The sequence below is a fragment of the Streptomyces viridochromogenes DSM 40736 genome (assembly GCF_000158955.1).
Classification (GTDB): Bacteria; Actinomycetota; Actinomycetes; order Streptomycetales; family Streptomycetaceae; genus Streptomyces; species Streptomyces venetus.
In genome coordinates this window covers 1,387,006-1,405,479 of the sequence record NZ_GG657757.1, presented here as the reverse complement: position 1 = coordinate 1,405,479, position 18,474 = coordinate 1,387,006, and the positions used below count along the sequence as shown (strand labels likewise).

Here is an 18,474-nt window from a genome sequence, read left to right as displayed (position 1 = left end):
GCGGCCGGAGTCCGTCAGCCGGCCGTCGGCGGTGGTGCCGTGCTCGCCCTGACGACCAGCTCCGTTCCCAGTTCCACCCGAGGGGAGTCCGGCTGTTCGTCGCGGGTGAGGCGGAGGACCGTGCGCGCGGCCAGTTTGCCCATGTCGGCCAGGGGCTGGCGGACGGTGGTCAGCGGCGGAGCCGACCAGCGGACTTCCGGAAGGTCGTCGAAACCGACCACGCTCATGTCCTGCGGCACCCGCAGCCCGCGTCGGCGCAGCGCCTCGATCGCGCCGAGCGCCATCTGGTCGCTCGCCGCGAACACGGCGGTCGGCGGCTCGGGCAGGCCGAGCAGCGCGTCGCAGGCGGCGAAGCCGGACTCCGGCCGGAAGTCCCCCGGCACGACGAGAGACGGGTCCAGCGCGATGCCGGCGCCTTCCAGGGCCGCGCGGTAGCCGTCCAGCCGGGCCCGGGAGCACAACAGCCGCGGCGGGCCGGCGATCAGACCGATCCTGCGGTGGCCCAGGGAGAGCAGGTGCTCGGTGGCCGCCATGCCGCCCGACCAGTTCGCGGCGCCGATCGTGGGCGCGTCCTGGGCGGGCGAGCCGGCGGGGTCGACGACGACCAGCGGGACGCCGAGGATGCGCAGTTCCTCGTGGAGCGTCGGTTCCAGGGCGGAGGTGACGAGGATGACGCCGTCGGAGGCACGGGCGCGCAGATTGCGCATCCACTCGCGGGCGTCGCCCGAACGCCCGTGGATCGCCGACACCACCGTGCCGACCCCGGCCGCGTGAGCCACCTCCTCGACCCCACGGATGATCTGTACGGCCCAGGGACTGTCGAGGTCGTTGAAGACCAGGTCGAGCAGGGCCGCACGGGTGCCCGGGGACGCCGCGCGCCTGCGGTAGCCGTGCCGGCGCAGCAGGTCCTCGACCCGGGCCCGGGTCTGCGGCGCCACGTCGGACCGGCCGTTGACGACCCGGGACACGGTCGGTACGGAGACGCCGGCCTGCCGGGCGATCTCCGTGATCGTGACCTTGCCCCCGGCGTCGGCCTCACGTGCTGCCACTTGCCCCACCTCCGTCGACGCACCACCCGCGAAACTTCCAGGAGTCTTCCGGAAAGCGGGCATCGGTGGGAAGGCGTACGAGCCATGAACGGGAAGTCGCAGGGGGTGACGCGCGGTGACGGCACCCGGACATACGTCGGGGCCGGTTCGCAGGTGCTGCGGCCGGCCCCTCTTTGTCTGCGGGCGGACGTCACTCCGCCCGGCGGTCCTCAGGCCGCCGTCATCACCTGGTTGCCGGCCAGCGGACGGTGCGGGTCGATGACCCGGCCGTCCGGCAGAAGCTCACCGGTGTCCTCGAAGAGCACCACGCCGTTGCACAGCAGGCTCCATCCCTGTTCCGGGTGGTGCGCCACGAGGCGGGCGGATTCCCGGTCGGCGGAGTCGACGGAAGGGCACGGTGTCTGGTGCTGGCACATGGGTGGGATCTTTCGCTCTGTCGTGATGGATGAGATGACCGAGTCGGCTGAGTCGGTCGTGTCGGCTGCTTTGTCTGTTCCGCGGCTAGAAGTGTCGTTCATGGCCGCCCCCCGTTGATAAGTCGTCGGAACCCAGTGTTGCCCCAAGGGCGTCAATCCGCAGGGATTTCGCCGCACCGCTTCTCACAGGTTCATGACGCATCACCCGCGCGGACGGTTCATCCCAACTGGACTGTCACTTTGGGTGGTTCGTGGTGGCCGGATGGGGCTAGTTCGCTCGGACCAGGTGCCATTTCCGGCTCGTACGAGCCATTGGAGGCTCGTACGAGCGATAAAAGGCGACCCCGCCGCCGGGAATTCGGCGACGGGGTGCGGAAAACCTCGCGGGCGGCGCTTCAGGCGGGTGAGCCGAGCAGTCTCGTGGGAGTCGCCCGGTGGGTCAGGACGGGGAGCAGTTCGGCGACGCGGTGCGGGCGATGCGCCGCGATACCGGGAGGGGCGGGGGCCAGCGGGACGAGCAGGTCGGTGGCGGCGGGGTGGCCGGCGGCACCGTCCGCGGTGCAGTCCTCGTGCAGCCAGAGCGTCAGCATGTACAGGCTGGGCACCGACAGCAGGCGGGGCTGGTACGGCTGCGGCATCGTCTCGGCCTGACGCAGGGCGCGCTCGGTCGAGGTGATGTACGGGCCTTCGAAGAAGTGGGAGAAGGCCCAGCCGTCGGGGGTCAGCATGGTCTCCGCCGCGGCCACCGCACGCTCGCCGCAGCGGATCAGGAAGCGCCACCCGGCCAGCCGGGTGGCCGACACGCCCTCGGCGGTGACCCGGTCGAGGACGTGGACGGGCAGCGGGAGCTCGGGGGTGGTGGGCCCCTGGGCGCGGAGCAGGGAGGGAGTTCGGGCCTCGCGGACCGCGGTGGGCGAGGAGAGCGCAGTCAGGACGGAACGGAGTGCGGGCGCGGGAGCCGGAGGGACATGCAGCGGCATGGTGGGTCGCCTCTCATTCAAAGGCACGGTGGCACGAGGGCGGGGGCGGACGGCGCTGTCAGCTCACGAGGGTGGGCAGAGGCGGGGGCCGGGTCTCAAGAACGAGAGGGGGGTGGGGTCCGTCGAACATCGCCTCGACGGCAGGACCCGTCGACCGTGGGCGCCAACCTTCTGCCTTGTTCGCGGAGTTTATACGACACGGGTTCAGGCTGTGTTTCGTCTAGCCGTTTCCGGTGAGTAGAACAAGGGTACATTCGGTCGGCGATTCGCGAGAATTATCCCGATTCCGGGCGGTGGTGCGAGGCGTTGACCTCGGTGAATGTTCACGAGGCGGTCGGCCCATTCTCGTCGGCTTTTTCACGAGTGCGCGGTACCCGAAAATCAGGTCTCTGCGTCATGCCGAGTGAATGTGCCACCGGTTACACGTGGCCAGCGTAGCGGGCCGCGCTCCCGCCCGGGACGTTATCGATCGCTTTTGCTGGGCATCCTCCATCTGACCGGGACCCCGGCGGCCGGATCTTCGGCCCGCACCATCCGAGGAGGGACGCATCGATGGGGGAGAAGGTCGTGGCAGGCCAGTTCGACCTGTCCGATCGCCAGCGCTACCGCGACAAGCTTCGTCAGTGCCTGGCGAGCTTGGAGCGGCTCCTGGCGGAGAAGCGGTTCGATCGTCCCAAGAACCTGATGGGGCTGGAGATCGAGCTGAATCTCACGGGCGCCGACGGCATGCCGAAAATGTTGAACGCACAAGTCCTTGAACGTATCGCCAGTCGCGATTTCCAAACAGAACTCGCCATGTTCAATCTGGAAGTCAACATTCCCCCACACCGTCTCGACGGCCGGGTATTCGACCGGCTGGCGGAGGAACTCCGTACGTCACTGGCATATGCCGACCGAAAAGCCGGCGAGGTCGACGCGGGAATCGTGATGATCGGTATTCTCCCGACCCTCGACCGGGACGACCTGGTCTCGTCGAACCTCTCCGACGTCGACCGGTACACCCTCCTCAACGATCAGATCGTGGCCGCCCGCGGGGAGGAGTTCACCCTCGACATCGCCGGCGTGGAGCACCTGAGCTGCACCTCCAAGTCCATCGCGCCGGAGGCCGCGTGCACCTCCGTGCAGCTGCACCTGCAGGTCACACCGGCCCGCTTCGCCGACGTGTGGAACGCGGCCCAGGCGGTCGCCGCCGCGCAGATCGCGGTCGGCGCCAACTCGCCGTTCCTGTTCGGCCGCGAGCTGTGGCGCGAGTCGCGGCCCCCGCTGTTCCAGCAGTCCACCGACACCCGCCCGCCGGAGCTCCAGGCGCAGGGTGTCCGGCCGCGCACCTGGTTCGGGGAGCGCTGGATCACCTCGGCGTACGACCTCTTCGAGGAGAACCTGCGCTACTACCCGGCACTGCTGCCGATCTGCGACGACGAGGACCCGCTCGACATGCTCGACCAGGGCGGCGTCCCGGCGCTCGCCGAGCTCGTCCTGCACAACGGCACGATCTACCGCTGGAACCGCCCGGTCTACGGCGTCGCCGACGGCGTCCCGCACCTGCGGGTGGAGAACCGCGTCCTGCCCGCCGGTCCCACCGTCATCGACGTCGTCGCCAACACGGCGTTCTACTACGGTGTCGTCCGCGCCCTCGCCGAGGAGTCCCGGCCGGTGTGGACCCGGCTGCCGTTCGAGGCGGCCGCCGCCAACTTCGACGCCGCGTGCAAGGACGGCATCGACGCCCGGTTCACCTGGCCCCGCCGCGGCCGCTACGGCGGCACCACGCAGGTCGACGCGGTGAGCCTGATCCGCGACGAACTGCTGCCGCTGGCCGAGGCCGGGCTGGACGCCTGGGGCGTCGAACCGGCCGACCGCGACCTGTACCTGGGCGTGATCGAGGAGCGGTGCCGGCGCAGGGTGAACGGGGCGAGCTGGCAGGCCGCGACCTTCCACAAGGCCCTCGACGCGGGCCTCACCCGGGACGACGCGCTCGCTGCCACGACCCGGCGCTACCGCGAGCTGATGCACAAGGGGGACCCGGTGCACAGCTGGCCGGTGGGACTGCCCGAGCCGGTGTCGCTGAGCTGACACCGCCGCCCAGGTGACGACCCGCTGCCGCCATACTGATCCGACAGGTCGGTGAAGTGGAGGCAGGTGTGCAGGCGGAGTCGAGCCCGGTGGCCGACGGTTCCATCCCCCAGCAGCGGCTCTCGCGGCGGATGCTGCGCAACGAGACGCTGCTCGTGCTGGCGCTCTCGCTGGGGGCGAGCGGAGTCTCGGCGCTGATCAGCTTCATCGGCTCGGTCACCAAGCCGGGCGGCCTCAAGGACCAGGCGGCCACGATGAACGCCTCGGCCGCGCCCGGCCGCCCCTGGCTCGACCTGGCCTGGCAGCTCTTCGGGATCACCACGGCGCTGGTGCCCGTCGCGCTCGTCGCGCACCTGCTGTTGCGCGAGGGCGCGAGCCTGCGCACCATCGGCTTCGACCGCACCCGCCCCTGGCCCGACCTCGGCCGCGGCGCGGCGATCGCGGCGGTCATCGGCAGCACCGGAATCGCCTTCTACCTCGCCGCCCGCGGCCTCGGCTTCAACCTCACCGTGGTGCCCGAGGCGCTGCCCGGCGTGTGGTGGAAGTACCCCGTGCTGATCCTCTCGGCGATCCAGAACGCGGTGCTGGAGGAAGTGATCGTCGTCGGCTATCTGCTGCGCCGCCTGGGACAGCTGGGCTGGACCCCCGCGGCGGCCCTGGTGGGGAGCTCGGTCCTGCGCGGCTCGTACCACCTCTACCAGGGCATCGGCGGCCTCATCGGGAACATGGCCATGGGCGTCGTCTTCGTCTACCTGTACCGGCGCTGGGGGCGCGTCGGTCCGCTCGTGGTGGCCCACTCGCTGCTCGACATCGGGGCGTTCGTGGGCTACGCGCTGCTCGCGGGCAAGGTGGGGTGGCTGCCGACGGCGTGACGAGCCGGCGAAGGGGCGTACGACACCGTCGTGCGCCCCTTCGCTGTGTCAGGCCAGCAGCTCGCCCTCGATGACGACGACCGCTCTGCCGCTCAGCAGGGTGCGGTCGCCGCGCAGCTCCGTGCGGACGCGGCCGGAGCGGGCCGATGCCTGCAGGCCGGTGAGGTCCGGGCGGCCCAGGCGCTCGGACCAGAACGGGGCGAGCGCGGTGTGGGCGCTGCCGGTCACCGGGTCCTCGTCGATGCCGACGTTCGGGAAGAAACAGCGCGAGACGAAGTCGTAGCCACGGGCGGGGTCCTCCGCCCGGGCCGTGGCGATGACACCGCGCCGGGAGTGGGCGGCGAGGGCCCTGAGGTCCGGACTGAGGCCGTGCACCGTCTTCTCGTCGGCGATCTCGACCAGCAGGTCGCCGACGTTCGGGCCGGTGTCGAGGACCGTGAGCGGTTCGGCGCCCAGAGCCTCGGCCAGGCCGTCGGGTGTGTCGACCCGGGAGAGCGGGGCCGTCGGGAAGTCCAGCGTGACGGAGCCGTCACCGGTGGGTGTGGCGACGAGGACGCCACTGCGGGTGGCGAACCGCACCGGGCCCTCGTGGGCGCCGGTGGTGTGCAGGACGTGGGCGGTGGCCAGGGTCGCGTGGCCGCACATGGCGACCTCGGCGGCCGGCGTGAACCAGCGCAGTGCCCAGTCGGCCTCGCCGCCCTCGGGGAGGGGGTGGGCGAAGGCCGTCTCGGCGTGGTTGACCTCCAGGGCGATGTTCTGGAGCCGGCTGTCGTCCGGGAAGGCGTCCGCGTCGTGCAGGAGCAGCACTCCCGCCGGGTTGCCGGAGAAGGGGCGCTCGGTGAAGGCGTCGACGATTCGAATCCGCATGCCCAGACGCTAGAGGCGCCGTGAAGTCGCGGGCCAAGGCCAATTCGCGAGTACTGGCCCGGTTTTGCCGGCCGGCCAAGGCGCTCTACCGGCGGACCGCCGAGATCAGTCCGCCGGGCCGCTCCTCGCGCTGCGCAGGGGTGCTGATCGGGCGGCCGTAGGCGGCAGCGCGCTCGCGCAGGGTGTGGCTGCCGGCCTCCCAGCCGTGCCCGGCCAGCCAGCCCACCGGGTCGTCGGGCATCTCCGAGACCCACATGGACGCCGCCGATCCCGGCTCGGCGTGCGCGCCGAAGCGCTCGATCACGCCGCGCGAGCCCAAGGTCAGCCCCATCCGACTGCCTGCCGCCGACTGCGCGCCGATCCGGGCCAGCAGTAGCTCCACCGCGTCCTCGGTCAGATAGATCAGTAGTCCTTCGGCGATCCATGCGGTCGGCACCGCCGGGTCGTGCCCCGCGGCGGCCAGCGCGCCCGGCCAGTCCTCACGCAGGTCCACCGGGACGGTGATCCGCTCGCAGCGTGCGACGGCCCGCTCCTGGCGCAGCACCGAAGCCTTGAAGTCCAGGGGCGCGGCGGTGTCGACCTCGAACAGCCGGGTGCCCTCGGGCCAGTCCATCCGGAAGGCCCGGGTGTCCATGCCGGCGCCGAGCAGCACGACCTGCCGGACACCCGACGCGGAGGCCTGCCGCAACAGGTCGTCGAGGAACTTCGTCCTGATGACGATGGAGAACGACACGGCCGGCCGGCGGCGTCGCGCGGCCTCGTCATCGGGCGGCGGCGAGGAGGGCCACAGGCCGCCGGCGGTGGCGAAGGCCTGTGCCAGTGGGTCGCGGAACAGCGCGTTCTCCCGCTCGGTCTCCAGCGCCCGCACCCGGGCCACCCCCACCGCGGTGGCCCAGACTCCCGACGGCCGCACCCGCTCCTGCTCATCAGTCACCGCGACAGCCTAGAGCCGCGGTTCAGCGGCAATCGAACGAGATTTCGCTGTCACAGGACACAAGCGGCTGCGGATCCAGTCTTGTCTGGGCAACTGTTCCGATATATCGTTGAGGTATCGCGACAGATCAACGATGGAATGGAGAGTGGTTGCGATGCGCACCCATGGTTTTGAGCACGGACATGGACACGGACACGGCGGACCGCGGCACGGCCGGGGCGGTTTCGAGGGGCTGCGTGCTGCCTTCGGTCCCTTCGGCCCGGGCGGTCCCGGCGGCCCCGGCTGGGGCGGGCCCGGTGGCCCGGGCTTCGGTCCCGGCCCCTGGGGCGGCCGAGGGCGTGGCGGGCCCAGGGGAAGGGCGCGGCGCGGTGATGTACGGGCATCGATCCTGGCCCTGTTGAAGGACCGGCCGATGCACGGCTACGAGATGATCCAGGAGATCGCCGAGCGCAGCGGCGGGGCGTGGAAGCCCAGTCCGGGCTCGGTGTATCCCACCCTCCAGCTGCTGGAGGACGAAGGGCTGATCATCAGCGAGTCCGAGGGCGGCAAGAAGCTGTTCTCGCTCACCGAGGCGGGACGCGCGGCGGCCGAGGAGGGGCCCGAGGCGCCCTGGGAGGAGGCCTCCCGTGGGGTCGACTGGGAGGCCCTCGGCGAGATCCGCCAGGCCGGCTTCGGGCTCATGGAGGCCTTCGGGCAGGTCTGGAAGACCGGCAGCAAGGAACAGCGGGAGAAGGCGCTCGGCGTCATCAACGAAGCCCGCAAGAAGCTGTATCTGATCCTCGCCGACGAGGACTGAGGTTCATCCCCCTCGTGGGACGGGCGCCCCTGGAGCGATCCGGGGGCGCCTCGGTGTTCCGGCCGGTCAGGTCACCAGCCCGTCGAGCTTGCGCAGCGACTCCTGCAGGGCCGCCGTGCCCGAGTCCTTGAGCTTGCCCGCCATCAGCGACACCGCCGCGCCCGTGAACTCGCCGTCGATGCGGACCGTCGTCGCCGTGCCGTCCGGGGTGAGGGTGTAGCGCGTCGCCACGGTCACGCCCATCGGGCCCTTGCCGCGGATGGCGAGCACCCGGGCCGGTTCCAGCTCCTCGACGGTCCACTCCACCTCGGCCGGGAAGTTCATGAGTCTCATGTTCTCCTGGAACGTGGCTCCCACTTCGAGGGGCTCGGGGCCGCCCGACGGGAAGCTGGTGTGCGTCGCGTTCCACTCGCCGTACGCGGGCCAGTCGGTGAGCTGGGCCCACACCTTCTCGGCCGGTGCCCCGATGCGTGCCTCCGCGCTGACTTCGGCCATGCGAACACCTCTTTGTGTCGGGCTGGGTGTCGCGGAACGTAGCCGGAGGAGTCGCAATGTTCAATACTGACGAACAGTCAGAAGTGTGGGTGGCCTGGGGCGCAACGGCCTGATCTCCTCCGTAGGGAGGAGATTCCGGTCGGCGAAGTCCACTTCCTGTGGGACGCGAAAATGCTTCGCTCCGAGGATGACCCGGGCTCTCGGGACTGATGGGGTGAGGGGTGTGCAACCCTCGATTCCCCGGCAGTCGGCCCATGAGCACGGCATCCACCGCGCGGAGAACGATGCCAGGCTCAGTGCCGAGCTGGCATCGGTGATCGGAGGTGCCCGTCGCCGGGCGGTCAGGGACGGGGACCGGCAGATCGACACCGCCCATCTGCTCCACTCGCTGCTGGAGTCCGACCCCGAGGCGCGCATCGCCGTCGGTGACGGACCGCAGCTCGCTCGGCTGCTCGGCTATCTCGTCCAGCGCAGCATCGGGTACGGCCTGCGCTGGCAGAGCGGTGTCGAGGACTCCGGTGCCGTTCCCGTGCCGGCGGACCCCTCTGTGAAGGAGACAGCGGGCTTCTCGCCGCTGGCCGCGACGGCGATGGAGTACGCCTGCGAACGCGCCGCCCGGCACGGCGGACCGGCCCGTGCGGCCGACCTGCTCGCGGCGATCCTCGTGGACCGGCAGGCGCGCGCCGTCGAGGTGCTCGGTCGGGCCGGGATCGAGCCGCGCGAGGTGCTCGCCCGGCTCGACGGCGTCAGAGGGAGCGACGCGGCTCACTGACTGACCGGGGGCTCGCGGCGTCCAGGCAGTGAGACAGGTGTCAAGGGGGTGACGCTCCTGTCAGGCCCTGTCATCATGTGCCGGTGCGTACGTCTGACAGCAGTGCGAGCGGGCGCGGCAGGGGTGTGGGGCTCGGCCTCGCGCTCGTGTCCGCGGTGGCCTTCGGCGGATCCGGTGTCGCGGCCAAGCCGTTGATCGAGGCGGGCCTCGACCCGCTGCACGTGGTGTGGCTGCGCGTGGCGGGGGCGGCCCTCGTGATGCTGCCGCTCGCGGTACGCCACCGTGCGCTGCTGCGCCGCCGTCCCGGACTGCTCGCCGGGTTCGGGCTGCTGGCCGTCGCCGGTGTCCAGGCCTGTTACTTCGCGGCCCTCTCCCGTATCCCCGTCGGGGTGGCCCTGCTCATCGAATACCTGGCGCCCGCCCTCGTGCTGGGCTGGGTGCGTTTCGTGCAGCGGCGGCCCGTCACCCGTGCCGCGGCGGTCGGTGTCGTCCTCGCGGTCGGCGGACTCGCCTGCGTCGTCGAGGTGTGGTCCGGTCTCGGCTTCGACGCCCTGGGGCTGCTGCTCGCACTAGGCGCGGCCTGCTGTCAGGTCGGCTACTTCGTCCTCTCCGACCAGGGCAGCGACGCCGGGGACGAGGCCCCCGACCCGCTCGGTGTCATCGCCTACGGGCTGCTCGTCGGCGCGGCCGTGCTGACCGTCGTCGCCCGGCCCTGGAGCATGGACTGGTCCGTGCTCACGGGCACCGCGCGCATGGACGGCACACCCGTCGCCGCCGTGGCGCTGCTGGCCTGGATCGTCCTCGTCGCCACCGTCGTCGCGTACGTCACCGGTGTGCTCGCCGTGCGACGGCTCTCCCCGCAGGTCGCCGGCGTCGTGGCCTGTCTCGAGGCGGTCATCGCCACCGTCCTGGCCTGGATCCTGCTCGGCGAGCACCTCTCGGCGCCGCAGATCGCCGGTGGCGTGATCGTGCTGGTCGGCGCCTTCATCGCGCAGTCCTCGACGCCGGCGAAGGGGTCCGAGGGCCCGGTGGCGAGCGGTGGCCCGGAAAGGGAGTTGTCCAGGGGCGGAACGGCCGCCTGAGTGCCGATCATGTCTTCGAACGCACTCGTTCTTCCGCCCCCGGCCGCCTGAGGCGGGCCCTGCGGAAAACGCGCCCGGCGTTGCCGCCGGGCCGAACGGCGGCGCCCGCAGCCGAAGTCCGTGGACCCCGTCGATCCCACTGATCCGGGGAATCGCGGGGCTTGCGGTGGCGGAGGTGCGGGGGTGCGCAAGGAGCCGGGTGCGCTTGTCCGACGGCGGCTGCGGGCCGTCCCCGGCCGGTCGCGCGGTTCCCCGCGCCCCTTCAGGTCACCGAGCCTCGAGGTAGTCGGGCAGTTCGGTGCCGGGGGTCAGGTCCGGGTCGGGAACCGGGGTGCCGTAGGTCCTGTGCACCGGGACCACTCCGGCCCAGTGGGGGAGGGCGAGGTCTTCCGGCTCGTCGTTGACGCCGCCGGTGCGGAGCTTGGCGGAGACCTCGTCGAGGTCCAGGCGGATCACGGCCGTGGCGGCCAGCTCCTTCCTGTTGGCCGGCCGGGAGTCGGCGGCGCGTCCCGGCACGACGTGGTCGACCAGCGCGTCCAGGGCCCGGCGCTTCTCCTCGGGGTCCGTCACGTCGTGGGCGACGCCGTGCACCACCACGGAGCGGTAGTTGATCGAGTGGTGGAAGGCCGAGCGGGCCAGGACCAGGCCGTCGACGTGCGTGACGGTCAGGCAGACCGGCAGGCCCGGGTCCGTCTGACCGGCCGCCCGGAGCGGGCGCGAGCCCGTCGAGCCGTGCACGTAGAGCCGCTCGCCGACCCGGGCGTACAGCGTCGGCAGCACGACCGGTGCGCCGTCGCGGACGAAGCCGAGGTGGCAGACGTAGGCCTCGTCGAGTATCGCGTGCACCAGTTCCCTGTCGTACGCCGCCCGGTTCGCCGAGCGTGTGGGGACGGTGCGGTCGGTCGGGGTGTAGGCGGTGGCGGGCTGCGACGACGTCTGCGCGGTCCCCTGCATGGCGCTCTCCATTGCACTAGTGCATACTTGGGTTTGTGCTAGGAGAGTATCCGATCAGCGGGCGCCGCGCAGTGGACATTTCGGCGAGCGTCGAGCGGGCTGTGGGGGCCGGTGTCTTGCAGCCCGGGCAACTGCTCCCGCCCATGCGGGAGTTGGCGGAGCGTCTGGGGGTGAATCCCAACACCGTCGCGGCCGCGTACCGGACTCTGCGCGAGCGCGGGGTCATCGAGACCGCGGGCCGGCGCGGCAGCCGGGTGCGCTCCGCGCCCGCGACGACCGGGCGGGACCACATCAGGGTGGACGTCCCCGAAGGCGTGCGGAACGTGGCGGACGGCAATCCGGACCCGGCCCTGCTGCCGCCGCTCGCGGCGGCCTTCGCGGCGGCCGCCGCCGAGGGCGACCGTGCGCCCGTGCTGTACGGAGAGGATCCGCTGGATCCGGAGCTGGCCCGGCTCGCACGCGCCGGGTTCGACGCCGACGGGGTGCCGGACGGCCCGCTCGCCGTGGTGTCGGGTGCGCTCGACGGGGCCGAACGCGTGCTGGTGGCCCACCTCAAGCCCGGCGACACCGTCGCCGTCGAGGACCCCGGCTGGGGCCGCACCCTCGACCTCGTGCCCGCGCTCGGGCTGCGGACCGTCCCCGTCGGCGTCGACGACGAGGGCACGCACGCCGACGACGTGCGCCGGGCGCTGGCGGCCGGGGCGCGTGCCCTGATCGTCACGGGCCGTGCGCAGAACCCGACCGGCGCCGCGGTGAGCGCCACGCGCGCGCGTGCCCTGCGGTCCGTGCTCCGGGAGTACCCGGAGGCCCTGCTGATCGAGGACGACCATGGCCACGGCATCGTCGACGTGCCGCTCCATCCCCTGGCCGGCGCCACCCGGCACTGGGCGTTCGTGCGCTCGGCCGCCAAGGCCTACGGGCCGGATCTGCGGCTCGCCCTGCTCACCGGGGACGGCGTCACCGTCGACCGGGTGCGCGGGCGGCAGCGGCTCGGGCCGGGCTGGGTGAGCCGGCTGATGCAGCGCGCTCTGGTGCGGCTGTGGGCCGACGGCGCGGTGGACACGCGCGCGGTGGCGGCCGCGTACGGGCGGCGCCGGGACGCGCTGATCGGCGCGCTCGATCGGCGCGGGGTCGCGGCGCACGGGCGTAGCGGGATGAACGTGTGGGTGCCGGTGCCGGACGAGACCGGTGCCGTCGCCCGGCTGCTGCACGCCGGCTGGGCCGTCGCCCCCGGCGCCCGCTTCCGGTTGAGCGCACCGCCCGGCGTCCGGGTCACCGTCTCGACGCTCACCGAGGACGAGACCGAGGCGCTGGCCGACGCGATCGCCTCGGCGCTCGGACCGCCTCCGGCGCGGAGTTACGTCTGAGGCGGAGGCGGCCCGAGCGCCGGGCAGGGGCACCCGCTATGACCGGGGCTTCGGCCGGACCTGTGTGAGCGCCGCCCCCGTCAGGACGATCACCGCGCCGACCGGTGTCGACCACGCCAGCGGCTCGCCGAGGAGCGCGACGCCCGCCGCCGTCGCGATGACCGGGATGAAGTACGTGACCATCTGGGCCGTGGTCGGGCCGACCTCGGCGACCAGGCCGTACTGGAGGAGCACGGCGAGGCCCGTGCCCAGCGCTCCCAGGGCGGCGATCGCCAGCAGCGGCACGGGGGAGAGGTTCGTGGGCAGGGTCGTGAACAGTGGGGTGACGACGGCCAGCTGGACCGTCGCCAGCAGCAGTTGCGCGCCGGTCATGGACAGGTGCGAGTGGCCGGCGCCGGCCAGGGTGCGTCGGACGTAGATCCAGCCGATCGGGTAGCTGAGGGAGGCCAGCAGAGCCAGCGCCGTGCCGCCGGCGTCCAGGCCGTGGAAGCCCTGCCAGGCGCCCAGCACGGTCAGCACGCCGAGGAAACCGAGACCCAGCCCCGCGACCCGCACCCGGGTCGGACGGTCCTCCGACAGGGCGACCAGCGACAACGTCATGCCCCACAGCGGCGAGGTCGCGTTGCAGATGCCCGCCAGTGTGGACGGGATGGTCAGCTCCGCGTACGCGAACAGCGAGAACGGCAGGGCGTTGAGCAGGAACGCGGCGACCGCCAGATGCCCCCAGGTGCGCGCCCCGCGCGGCAGCCGCTCGCGCCGCACCGCCATGGCGGCGGCGAGCACCGCCGTACCGAACACCAGCCGGCCGAGCGTCACCTGGAACGGCGCGTACGCATGGGTGCCCACCTTGATGAGGAGGAAGCTGAAGCCCCAGATCAGGGACAGGGCGGCGAAGCGGAGACGCCAGTCGAGACGGCGACGCGGCCGTTCGCTCGAAGGGGGTGTGACGGTGACCCGGCCGACGGGGGTGGTGACGGTGCTCATGGCAGCCACGATGCTGGCCAAAACCTCGTAGCACAAGCGATATTTCGCACCCGATACTGCGTAGTATTGCTTACATGTTGAACCTGGAGCGCCTGCGCACCCTCGACGCCCTCGCCCGGCACGGCTCGGTCAGCGGCGCGGCCGAGGGCCTGCACATCACGACGTCCGCGGTCTCCCAGCAGATGTCCAAGCTGGAGCGCGAGGTCGGCCAGCAACTCCTCGCCAAGAACGGCCGGGGTGTGCGGCTCACCGACGCCGGCCGGCTGCTCGCCGAGCATGCCGCGCGCATCCTGTCCCAGGTGGAGCTCGCCCAGTCCGACCTGGAGGCGCAGCGCGGGCAGGTCGTCGGCGAACTCAGACTGTCGGCGTTCCCGACCGCGGCTCGCGGGCTCTTCCCGCTCGCGCTGTCCGCGCTGCGCCGGGAACATCCCGCGCTGCGGCTGCGCTCAAGCGAGCTGGAGCCGGAGCAGGCCATCGCCGGTGTGGTGCGCGGTGATCTGGACCTCGCCGTGGTGCTCGACTGGTACAACAAGCCGATGGCGCTGCCCGACGGCCTGGTCAAGGCGCCGATCCTGGACGACCCCGCCGATGTCGCCATGCCGGCGGACCACCGGCTCGCGGGGCGCGACGAGGTGGACCTCGGCGAGTTCGCCGACGACGAGTGGATCACCTGGGGCGACGGGGAGTTCTGCCACGAGTGGCTGATGTTCACGCTCCGCTCCCGGGGCATCGAACCGATCGTCGGCCACCGCGCCGCCGAGACCCACACCCAGCTCGCGCTGGTCGCCGCGGGCCTCGGTGTGTGCATCGCCCCTGTGCTCGGCCGCCGTCCCGTGCCGGACGGGGTCGTGACGGTCCCCGTCGGTCAGCGGGTGCGGCGGCATGTGTACGTCGTCTGGCGTGCGGACGCCGACCGCCGCCCGTCGATCCGGGCGGCGGTGCGGGCCCTCCAGGCTGCGGGCGAGAGCCTCGACTGAGGCGCTACTGTCCGGCCAGCTTGCGGAAGTCCCAGGAGACGACCTTCTCGGGGGTCAGGCGCAGCCAGGCGTGCCGGCCGTCGTGCGGCATCTCCTCCAGGTGGAAGTTCTTCCGGGCGAACAGCATCTCCGGGACGTCGAGTTCGGCGCGCAGTTCGCCGATGCGCGGTATCTCGCCCACGAACTCGACGGTCCCGGACAGCTCGGCGCCGCGCAGCTCGTCGTACTCCTCACCGGTGTCGACCACGATGGCCACGCGCGGGTCGCGCCGCAGGTCGGTCCACCGCTTGCTGCGCACGACCGAGTACAGCCACATCGACCTGCCGTCCCAGGCGAACCACAGCGTGCTCACGTGCGGGGCGCCGTCGGCCGAGATCGTGGCGACCCGGCAGGTGCGCTGCGTGGTGAGGAAATCGTCCAGCTCACCGGGCGTCATCATGATCTTCCGGCCCCGGCGCTGCTGCGTGACGGTCATGCTCCCCCTCTTTCTTTCTCCCACGTCGTGCCAGAGGAGATCCTCTGACATCACGTCAGAAAAAGAATGCTGTCTCTTCCTTCCGGGCGCAACGGTGGCTACGCTCGCCCGACCCGCCGCCGGCGCCCAGGGGGAACCGTGCCCTCGTACGCAGAGCTCAGTGAACTCCTCGATCCGCCCACCACCGTGCTGCTCACCGTCGAATGCCAGGAAGGCGTGGTCGGAGCCGACAGCGCGCTGCCCGAACTCGCCGAGGCGGCCCGCTCCGGCGGAGTGCTCGCCAACGTCGCCCGCCTGGTCGCCGCCGCCCACGCGGGCGGTGTCCAGGTCGTCCACGCCATCGCCGAACGCCGCCCCGACGGCCGCGGAGCCAGCCGCAACGCAACGCTCTTCCGCGCCGCCGAACGGCTGCCCGTCCGGCAGCTGACCGGCACGCGCGCGGTGCGTGTCGCGGCGCCGATCGAGGTCGCCGAGGAGGACCTCGTCGTCCGGCGCCTGCACGGGCTGTCGCCGCTCCAGGGCACGGAGGTCGACCCGCTGCTGCGCAACCTCGGCTGCCGCACGCTGATCGTCACCGGGGTCTCGGCCAACGTGGCGGTCCCCAACGCCGTGTTCGACGCCGTGAACCGCGGTTACACCGCCGTCGTCCCGGCGGACGCCGTCGCGGGGGTGCCCGCCGAGTACACCCCCGCGATGATCCGCCACACCCTCGCGTTGGTCGCCACGGTCGCGACCACGGACGAGGTGCTGGCGTGTCTCACGCGTCCCCGGGACGCGCCGCTCCGGGGCGAGCTCAGGCGAGCTTGATCGAGTCGCCGTCGACGGTGATCTTCATCTCCGGCAACGGCTTCTTCGCGGGACCGCTCTTCACGCTGCCGTCGGTGATCGAGAAGTTGCTGTTGTGGCAGGGACAGTTGATGACGCCGTCGGCGATGCTCTTCACCGCGCATCCCTGGTGGGTGCAGGTGGCCGAGAACGCCTTGAACTCGCCCGCGGCCGGCTGGGTGACGACCACCTTCTGGTCGGCGAAGACCTTGCCGCCGCCCTCGGGGATGTCGGCGGTCGACGCGAGCGCGCCGCCGGCCGCGGCACCGCCCCCACCGCTCGACGGGGTGCTGCCCGACCCCTGGTCGCCCTGGGCGGTGCCGGACGAGCCGGAGGAGTCGACGGAGCCGGACGAGCTGTCGTCCGAGCCTCCGCACGCGGTCAGCGCGGCGGCGAGGCCCGCCGCTCCGGCCGCCGCCACGACGGTACGACGGGCCGGTCCCGATGCGGGCTGGAGCGAAGCGCTGGTCATACGGACATTTCCCTTCGGGAGGCTTGCGATGATCTGCCGGGAGGTACGGGCCCGGCGGACCGCCTGTTCAGACGGTGTCGAAATCCTGGCCCGGCCGGGAGCAGCTGCGCATAAAACCTCGCTGTCGGTTCGCTGTCGGTTTCCCGGCCGCCGTCGCGACGCCGGCGGCGGCGGCCGGGCCACCGCGTCAGTAACCTGGGGCGATGCTCAAGGAAGTGATCGCGACCCGTTTCATCGCCCCCCTGCGGGAGGGCGGTTCGCTGCCGGGGCTCGTCGAGGCCGACGACTTCGGGACCTACGTCCTGAAGTTCACCGGCGCGGGACAGGGCCGCAAGACGCTCGTCGCCGAGGTGGTGTGCGGGGAGCTCGCCCGCCGGCTCGGGCTGCGGGTGCCGCGGCTGGTCACGGTCGAGCTCGACCCGGAGCTGGGGCTCTCCGAGCCCGACCAGGAGGTGCAGAGCCTGCTCAGGTCCAGCGGCGGCACCAACCTCGGCATGGACTTCCTCTCCGGCGCGCTCGGCTTCGACGCGCTCGCGTTCCCGGTCGGCCCCGAGGAGGCCGGGCGGATCGTCTGGTTCGACGCGGTGGTCAACAACGTCGACCGGTCCTGGCGCAACCCCAACCTGCTGATGTGGCGGGGCGAGTTGTGGCTCGTCGACCACGGCGCGACCATGATCTGGCACCACAACTGGCCCGGCGCGGAAACCTCCGCGGCCCGACCGTACGACGCCTCCGACCATGCCCTGGCGCCCTTCGGGCCCGACGTGGCCGCCGCCGCGGCCGAGTTGGCGCCTCTGGTCACCGAGGAACTGCTCGCCGAGGTCACGGCCCGCGTCCCGGACGCCTGGCTGACCGGCGAGCCCGGTTTCGCCACACCCGACGACCTGCGGCGGGCCTACGCGCGGCCGCTGCTCGCCCGGGCCGCCGCCATCCACGAGCGCATCCAGGGGATCAAGTGAGCGACCGGCACATCATCAGGGGCGGGACGCGGGACCGCCAGGTCTACGAGTACGCGGTCCTGCGCGTCGTGCCGCGCGTCGAGCGCGGCGAGTGCATCAACGCGGGGGTGCTCGTCTACTGCCGCGCCGAGTCCTACGTCGGCGCCCGCACGCACCTCGACGAGGCCCGCCTGCTGGCCCTCGACCCCCAGGCGGACGTGGCGGGCATCCACGCCGCCCTGCGGGCCGTGGAAGGGGTCTGCGCGGGCGGCACGGCGGCCGGCCAGGCAGCGGGCGACGACCCCGGCCGCCGCTTCCGCTGGCTCGTCGCCCCCCGCTCGACGATCGTCCAGCCCGGCCCCGTGCACACCGGCCTGACGACCGATCCGGCGGCGGAGACGGAACGGCTGCTGGACCTGCTGGTGCGATGACGGACCGGTCGGGGGCACGGTCGGGCCGCGCCCCCGAGGTCACCGCAGACGTGACCTCAGACGTCGCCTCAGGAAGAAGCCGGCCGTGAGCAGGGCGCTCACGGCGAAGGTCAGCCCGATGGCCACGTCCCAGTCGCTCGGCCCGGAGGCCACGGCGCCGCCCAGTCCGCCGCGCACACCGCGGGACGGAGCGGTGGTGGGTGTGACGGTGGCGGAGGCGGACGGGCTGACGGAGACCGACGGGCTGACGGTGGGGGTGGGCATGTGCGTGGGGGAGATGATGCCCGCGCCGCGGTGGGGCAGCGCCTCACACGCGATGCCGTCCCCGCGGCCCTGGTCCTCGTCGAGTCTGTCGGGATCGCTCGGATCCGCGTCGAGAACGGCCTGCGCGTCCTCCTGGAACGCGAAGTCACGGCAGTCCCGATCGGTTCGGGCGTGAGCGGGCTCGGCCAGCGGCATGATCGCGGCGATCGCGAACAGCATGCCGATGGCACCGGTGCGACGGCGCATGGAGTCTCTCCCTTTTCCGGCCACGAGTGGCTCGCGCTTCGACGCTAGGCGGGGAAAGGTGCGCGGGCGCGGCGGTCGTGCGCTGATCGGGTGGCCGGGGCGGCCGATCAGGGCCGGGTGGGGGACGAGTGTGGTCCGCTGGGCCTCGTGGGCCCGGGTAATGGATCACATGCCGGGCCCGGCCGTTGACACCGCGTGCCAGGGCTTC

The 18,474-nt window shown here is 72.2% G+C and carries 21 protein-coding genes; 10 read left to right on the top strand and 11 right to left on the bottom strand.

Annotation, left to right across the window (positions count from 1 at the left end; all coding sequences use genetic code 11):
• Window positions 1-14: 14 nt before the first annotated feature.
• The 3 genes from SSQG_RS06055 to SSQG_RS06045 all read right to left on the bottom strand — a co-directional run bounded on the left by SSQG_RS06055 (window position 15) and on the right by SSQG_RS06045 (window position 2,445).
• Window positions 15-1,049: a LacI family DNA-binding transcriptional regulator gene (locus SSQG_RS06055; RefSeq protein WP_039932038.1), complete on the bottom strand. Its 1,035-nt coding sequence runs from the start codon at window positions 1,047-1,049 to the stop codon at window positions 15-17.
• Window positions 1,050-1,258: 209 nt separating this feature from the next.
• Window positions 1,259-1,465, bottom strand: a complete 207-nt coding sequence (locus SSQG_RS06050; RefSeq protein ID WP_003988838.1) for a DUF5999 family protein — start codon at window positions 1,463-1,465, stop codon at window positions 1,259-1,261.
• A gap of 395 nt (window positions 1,466-1,860) precedes the next feature.
• A complete protein-coding gene (locus SSQG_RS06045; protein WP_039932037.1) occupies window positions 1,861-2,445 on the bottom strand; it encodes a hypothetical protein in 585 nt (194 codons plus the stop codon).
• Window positions 2,446-2,997: 552 nt separating this feature from the next.
• Between SSQG_RS06045 and SSQG_RS06040 the strand changes: the two genes are divergently transcribed.
• A complete protein-coding gene (locus SSQG_RS06040; RefSeq protein ID WP_003988836.1) occupies window positions 2,998-4,515 on the top strand; it encodes a glutamate-cysteine ligase family protein in 1,518 nt (505 codons plus the stop codon).
• Window positions 4,516-4,583: 68 nt separating this feature from the next.
• Complete coding sequence (locus tag SSQG_RS06035) at window positions 4,584-5,387, top strand: CPBP family intramembrane glutamic endopeptidase (RefSeq protein ID WP_039932036.1); 804 nt, start codon at window positions 4,584-4,586, stop codon at window positions 5,385-5,387.
• 48 nt (window positions 5,388-5,435) lie between these two features.
• On the opposite strand, the gene SSQG_RS06030 is transcribed toward SSQG_RS06035, so the two are convergent.
• Both SSQG_RS06030 and SSQG_RS06025 read right to left on the bottom strand, forming a co-directional pair.
• Complete coding sequence (locus tag SSQG_RS06030; protein WP_003988834.1) at window positions 5,436-6,254, bottom strand: PhzF family phenazine biosynthesis protein; 819 nt, start codon at window positions 6,252-6,254, stop codon at window positions 5,436-5,438.
• An 85-nt stretch (window positions 6,255-6,339) separates the two neighbouring features.
• Window positions 6,340-7,188, bottom strand: coding sequence for a class I SAM-dependent methyltransferase (locus tag SSQG_RS06025; protein WP_003988833.1), 849 nt, complete (start codon window positions 7,186-7,188; stop codon window positions 6,340-6,342).
• Between the two features lie 154 nt (window positions 7,189-7,342).
• Between SSQG_RS06025 and SSQG_RS38850 the strand changes: the two genes are divergently transcribed.
• Entirely contained in the window at window positions 7,343-7,984 is a 642-nt protein-coding gene (locus SSQG_RS38850; protein ID WP_078506815.1) for a PadR family transcriptional regulator, read from the top strand.
• A gap of 66 nt (window positions 7,985-8,050) precedes the next feature.
• Here SSQG_RS38850 and SSQG_RS06015 read toward each other — a convergent pair whose 3' ends face one another.
• Window positions 8,051-8,479, bottom strand: a complete 429-nt coding sequence (locus SSQG_RS06015) for a type II toxin-antitoxin system Rv0910 family toxin (RefSeq protein WP_039932031.1) — start codon at window positions 8,477-8,479, stop codon at window positions 8,051-8,053.
• A gap of 223 nt (window positions 8,480-8,702) precedes the next feature.
• On the opposite strand from SSQG_RS06015, the gene SSQG_RS06010 reads away from it, so the two are divergent.
• Both SSQG_RS06010 and SSQG_RS06005 read left to right on the top strand, forming a co-directional pair.
• Window positions 8,703-9,251: a Clp protease N-terminal domain-containing protein gene (locus SSQG_RS06010; RefSeq protein ID WP_039932029.1), complete on the top strand. Its 549-nt coding sequence runs from the start codon at window positions 8,703-8,705 to the stop codon at window positions 9,249-9,251.
• 77 nt (window positions 9,252-9,328) lie between these two features.
• Window positions 9,329-10,333, top strand: coding sequence for an EamA family transporter (locus tag SSQG_RS06005; protein ID WP_003988829.1), 1,005 nt, complete (start codon window positions 9,329-9,331; stop codon window positions 10,331-10,333).
• Window positions 10,334-10,600: 267 nt separating this feature from the next.
• Here the strand turns inward: SSQG_RS06005 and SSQG_RS06000 are convergent, their stop codons facing one another.
• Window positions 10,601-11,287, bottom strand: coding sequence for a pyridoxamine 5'-phosphate oxidase family protein (locus SSQG_RS06000; protein WP_003988828.1), 687 nt, complete (start codon window positions 11,285-11,287; stop codon window positions 10,601-10,603).
• 35 nt (window positions 11,288-11,322) lie between these two features.
• Between SSQG_RS06000 and SSQG_RS05995 the strand changes: the two genes are divergently transcribed.
• Window positions 11,323-12,654 carry an aminotransferase class I/II-fold pyridoxal phosphate-dependent enzyme gene (locus SSQG_RS05995; RefSeq protein WP_003988827.1) on the top strand — a complete coding sequence of 444 codons (1,332 nt, stop codon included), beginning with the start codon at window positions 11,323-11,325 and terminating at the stop codon, window positions 12,652-12,654.
• Between the two features lie 36 nt (window positions 12,655-12,690).
• Here SSQG_RS05995 and SSQG_RS05990 read toward each other — a convergent pair whose 3' ends face one another.
• Window positions 12,691-13,638, bottom strand: coding sequence for a DMT family transporter (locus SSQG_RS05990; RefSeq protein ID WP_244299063.1), 948 nt, complete (start codon window positions 13,636-13,638; stop codon window positions 12,691-12,693).
• Between the two features lie 74 nt (window positions 13,639-13,712).
• Here SSQG_RS05990 and SSQG_RS05985 point away from each other — a divergent pair, with 74 nt between their 5' ends.
• A complete protein-coding gene (locus tag SSQG_RS05985; protein WP_003988825.1) occupies window positions 13,713-14,615 on the top strand; it encodes a LysR family transcriptional regulator in 903 nt (300 codons plus the stop codon).
• Window positions 14,616-14,619: 4 nt separating this feature from the next.
• On the opposite strand, the gene SSQG_RS05980 is transcribed toward SSQG_RS05985, so the two are convergent.
• Window positions 14,620-15,090 (bottom strand): pyridoxamine 5'-phosphate oxidase family protein, encoded by a 471-nt coding sequence (locus SSQG_RS05980; protein WP_003988824.1) that lies wholly within the window; start codon window positions 15,088-15,090, stop codon window positions 14,620-14,622.
• Window positions 15,091-15,228: 138 nt separating this feature from the next.
• On the opposite strand from SSQG_RS05980, the gene SSQG_RS05975 reads away from it, so the two are divergent.
• Window positions 15,229-15,897, top strand: a complete 669-nt coding sequence (locus SSQG_RS05975) for a cysteine hydrolase (RefSeq protein WP_003988823.1) — start codon at window positions 15,229-15,231, stop codon at window positions 15,895-15,897.
• Here SSQG_RS05975 and SSQG_RS05970 read toward each other — a convergent pair.
• A complete protein-coding gene (locus tag SSQG_RS05970) occupies window positions 15,884-16,387 on the bottom strand; it encodes a Rieske (2Fe-2S) protein (RefSeq protein ID WP_003988822.1) in 504 nt (167 codons plus the stop codon). The two genes, SSQG_RS05975 and SSQG_RS05970, sit on opposite strands and share 14 nt — an antisense overlap.
• A gap of 203 nt (window positions 16,388-16,590) precedes the next feature.
• Here SSQG_RS05970 and SSQG_RS05965 point away from each other — a divergent pair, with 203 nt between their 5' ends.
• Both SSQG_RS05965 and SSQG_RS05960 read left to right on the top strand, forming a co-directional pair.
• Complete coding sequence (locus SSQG_RS05965) at window positions 16,591-17,346, top strand: HipA family kinase (RefSeq protein ID WP_003988821.1); 756 nt, start codon at window positions 16,591-16,593, stop codon at window positions 17,344-17,346.
• Window positions 17,343-17,756: a DUF3037 domain-containing protein gene (locus tag SSQG_RS05960; RefSeq protein ID WP_003988820.1), complete on the top strand. Its 414-nt coding sequence runs from the start codon at window positions 17,343-17,345 to the stop codon at window positions 17,754-17,756. The genes SSQG_RS05965 and SSQG_RS05960 overlap by 4 nt, the downstream gene beginning before the upstream one ends.
• Window positions 17,757-17,795: 39 nt before the next feature.
• On the opposite strand, the gene SSQG_RS05955 is transcribed toward SSQG_RS05960, so the two are convergent.
• Window positions 17,796-18,266, bottom strand: coding sequence for an excalibur calcium-binding protein (locus tag SSQG_RS05955; RefSeq protein WP_039932025.1), 471 nt, complete (start codon window positions 18,264-18,266; stop codon window positions 17,796-17,798).
• Between the last annotated feature and the right edge of the window lie 208 nt (window positions 18,267-18,474).

Coding starts and splice junctions, on each gene's coding strand:
- SSQG_RS06030 (WP_003988834.1), bottom strand. CDS start 6,254: ATGCGGATTCGAATCGTCGACGCCTTCACCGAGCGCCCCTTCTCCGGC.
- SSQG_RS06015 (WP_039932031.1), bottom strand. CDS start 8,479: ATGGCCGAAGTCAGCGCGGAGGCACGCATCGGGGCACCGGCCGAGAAG.
- SSQG_RS05955 (WP_039932025.1), bottom strand. CDS start 18,266: ATGCGCCGTCGCACCGGTGCCATCGGCATGCTGTTCGCGATCGCCGCG.
- SSQG_RS06040 (WP_003988836.1), top strand. CDS start 2,998: ATGGGGGAGAAGGTCGTGGCAGGCCAGTTCGACCTGTCCGATCGCCAG.
- SSQG_RS06045 (WP_039932037.1), bottom strand. CDS start 2,445: ATGCCGCTGCATGTCCCTCCGGCTCCCGCGCCCGCACTCCGTTCCGTC.
- SSQG_RS05985 (WP_003988825.1), top strand. CDS start 13,713: ATGTTGAACCTGGAGCGCCTGCGCACCCTCGACGCCCTCGCCCGGCAC.
- SSQG_RS05980 (WP_003988824.1), bottom strand. CDS start 15,090: ATGACCGTCACGCAGCAGCGCCGGGGCCGGAAGATCATGATGACGCCC.
- SSQG_RS06050 (WP_003988838.1), bottom strand. CDS start 1,465: ATGTGCCAGCACCAGACACCGTGCCCTTCCGTCGACTCCGCCGACCGG.
- SSQG_RS05965 (WP_003988821.1), top strand. CDS start 16,591: ATGCTCAAGGAAGTGATCGCGACCCGTTTCATCGCCCCCCTGCGGGAG.
- SSQG_RS05970 (WP_003988822.1), bottom strand. CDS start 16,387: ATGACCAGCGCTTCGCTCCAGCCCGCATCGGGACCGGCCCGTCGTACC.
- SSQG_RS38850 (WP_078506815.1), top strand. CDS start 7,343: ATGCGCACCCATGGTTTTGAGCACGGACATGGACACGGACACGGCGGA.
- SSQG_RS06000 (WP_003988828.1), bottom strand. CDS start 11,287: ATGCAGGGGACCGCGCAGACGTCGTCGCAGCCCGCCACCGCCTACACC.
- SSQG_RS05990 (WP_244299063.1), bottom strand. CDS start 13,638: ATGAGCACCGTCACCACCCCCGTCGGCCGGGTCACCGTCACACCCCCT.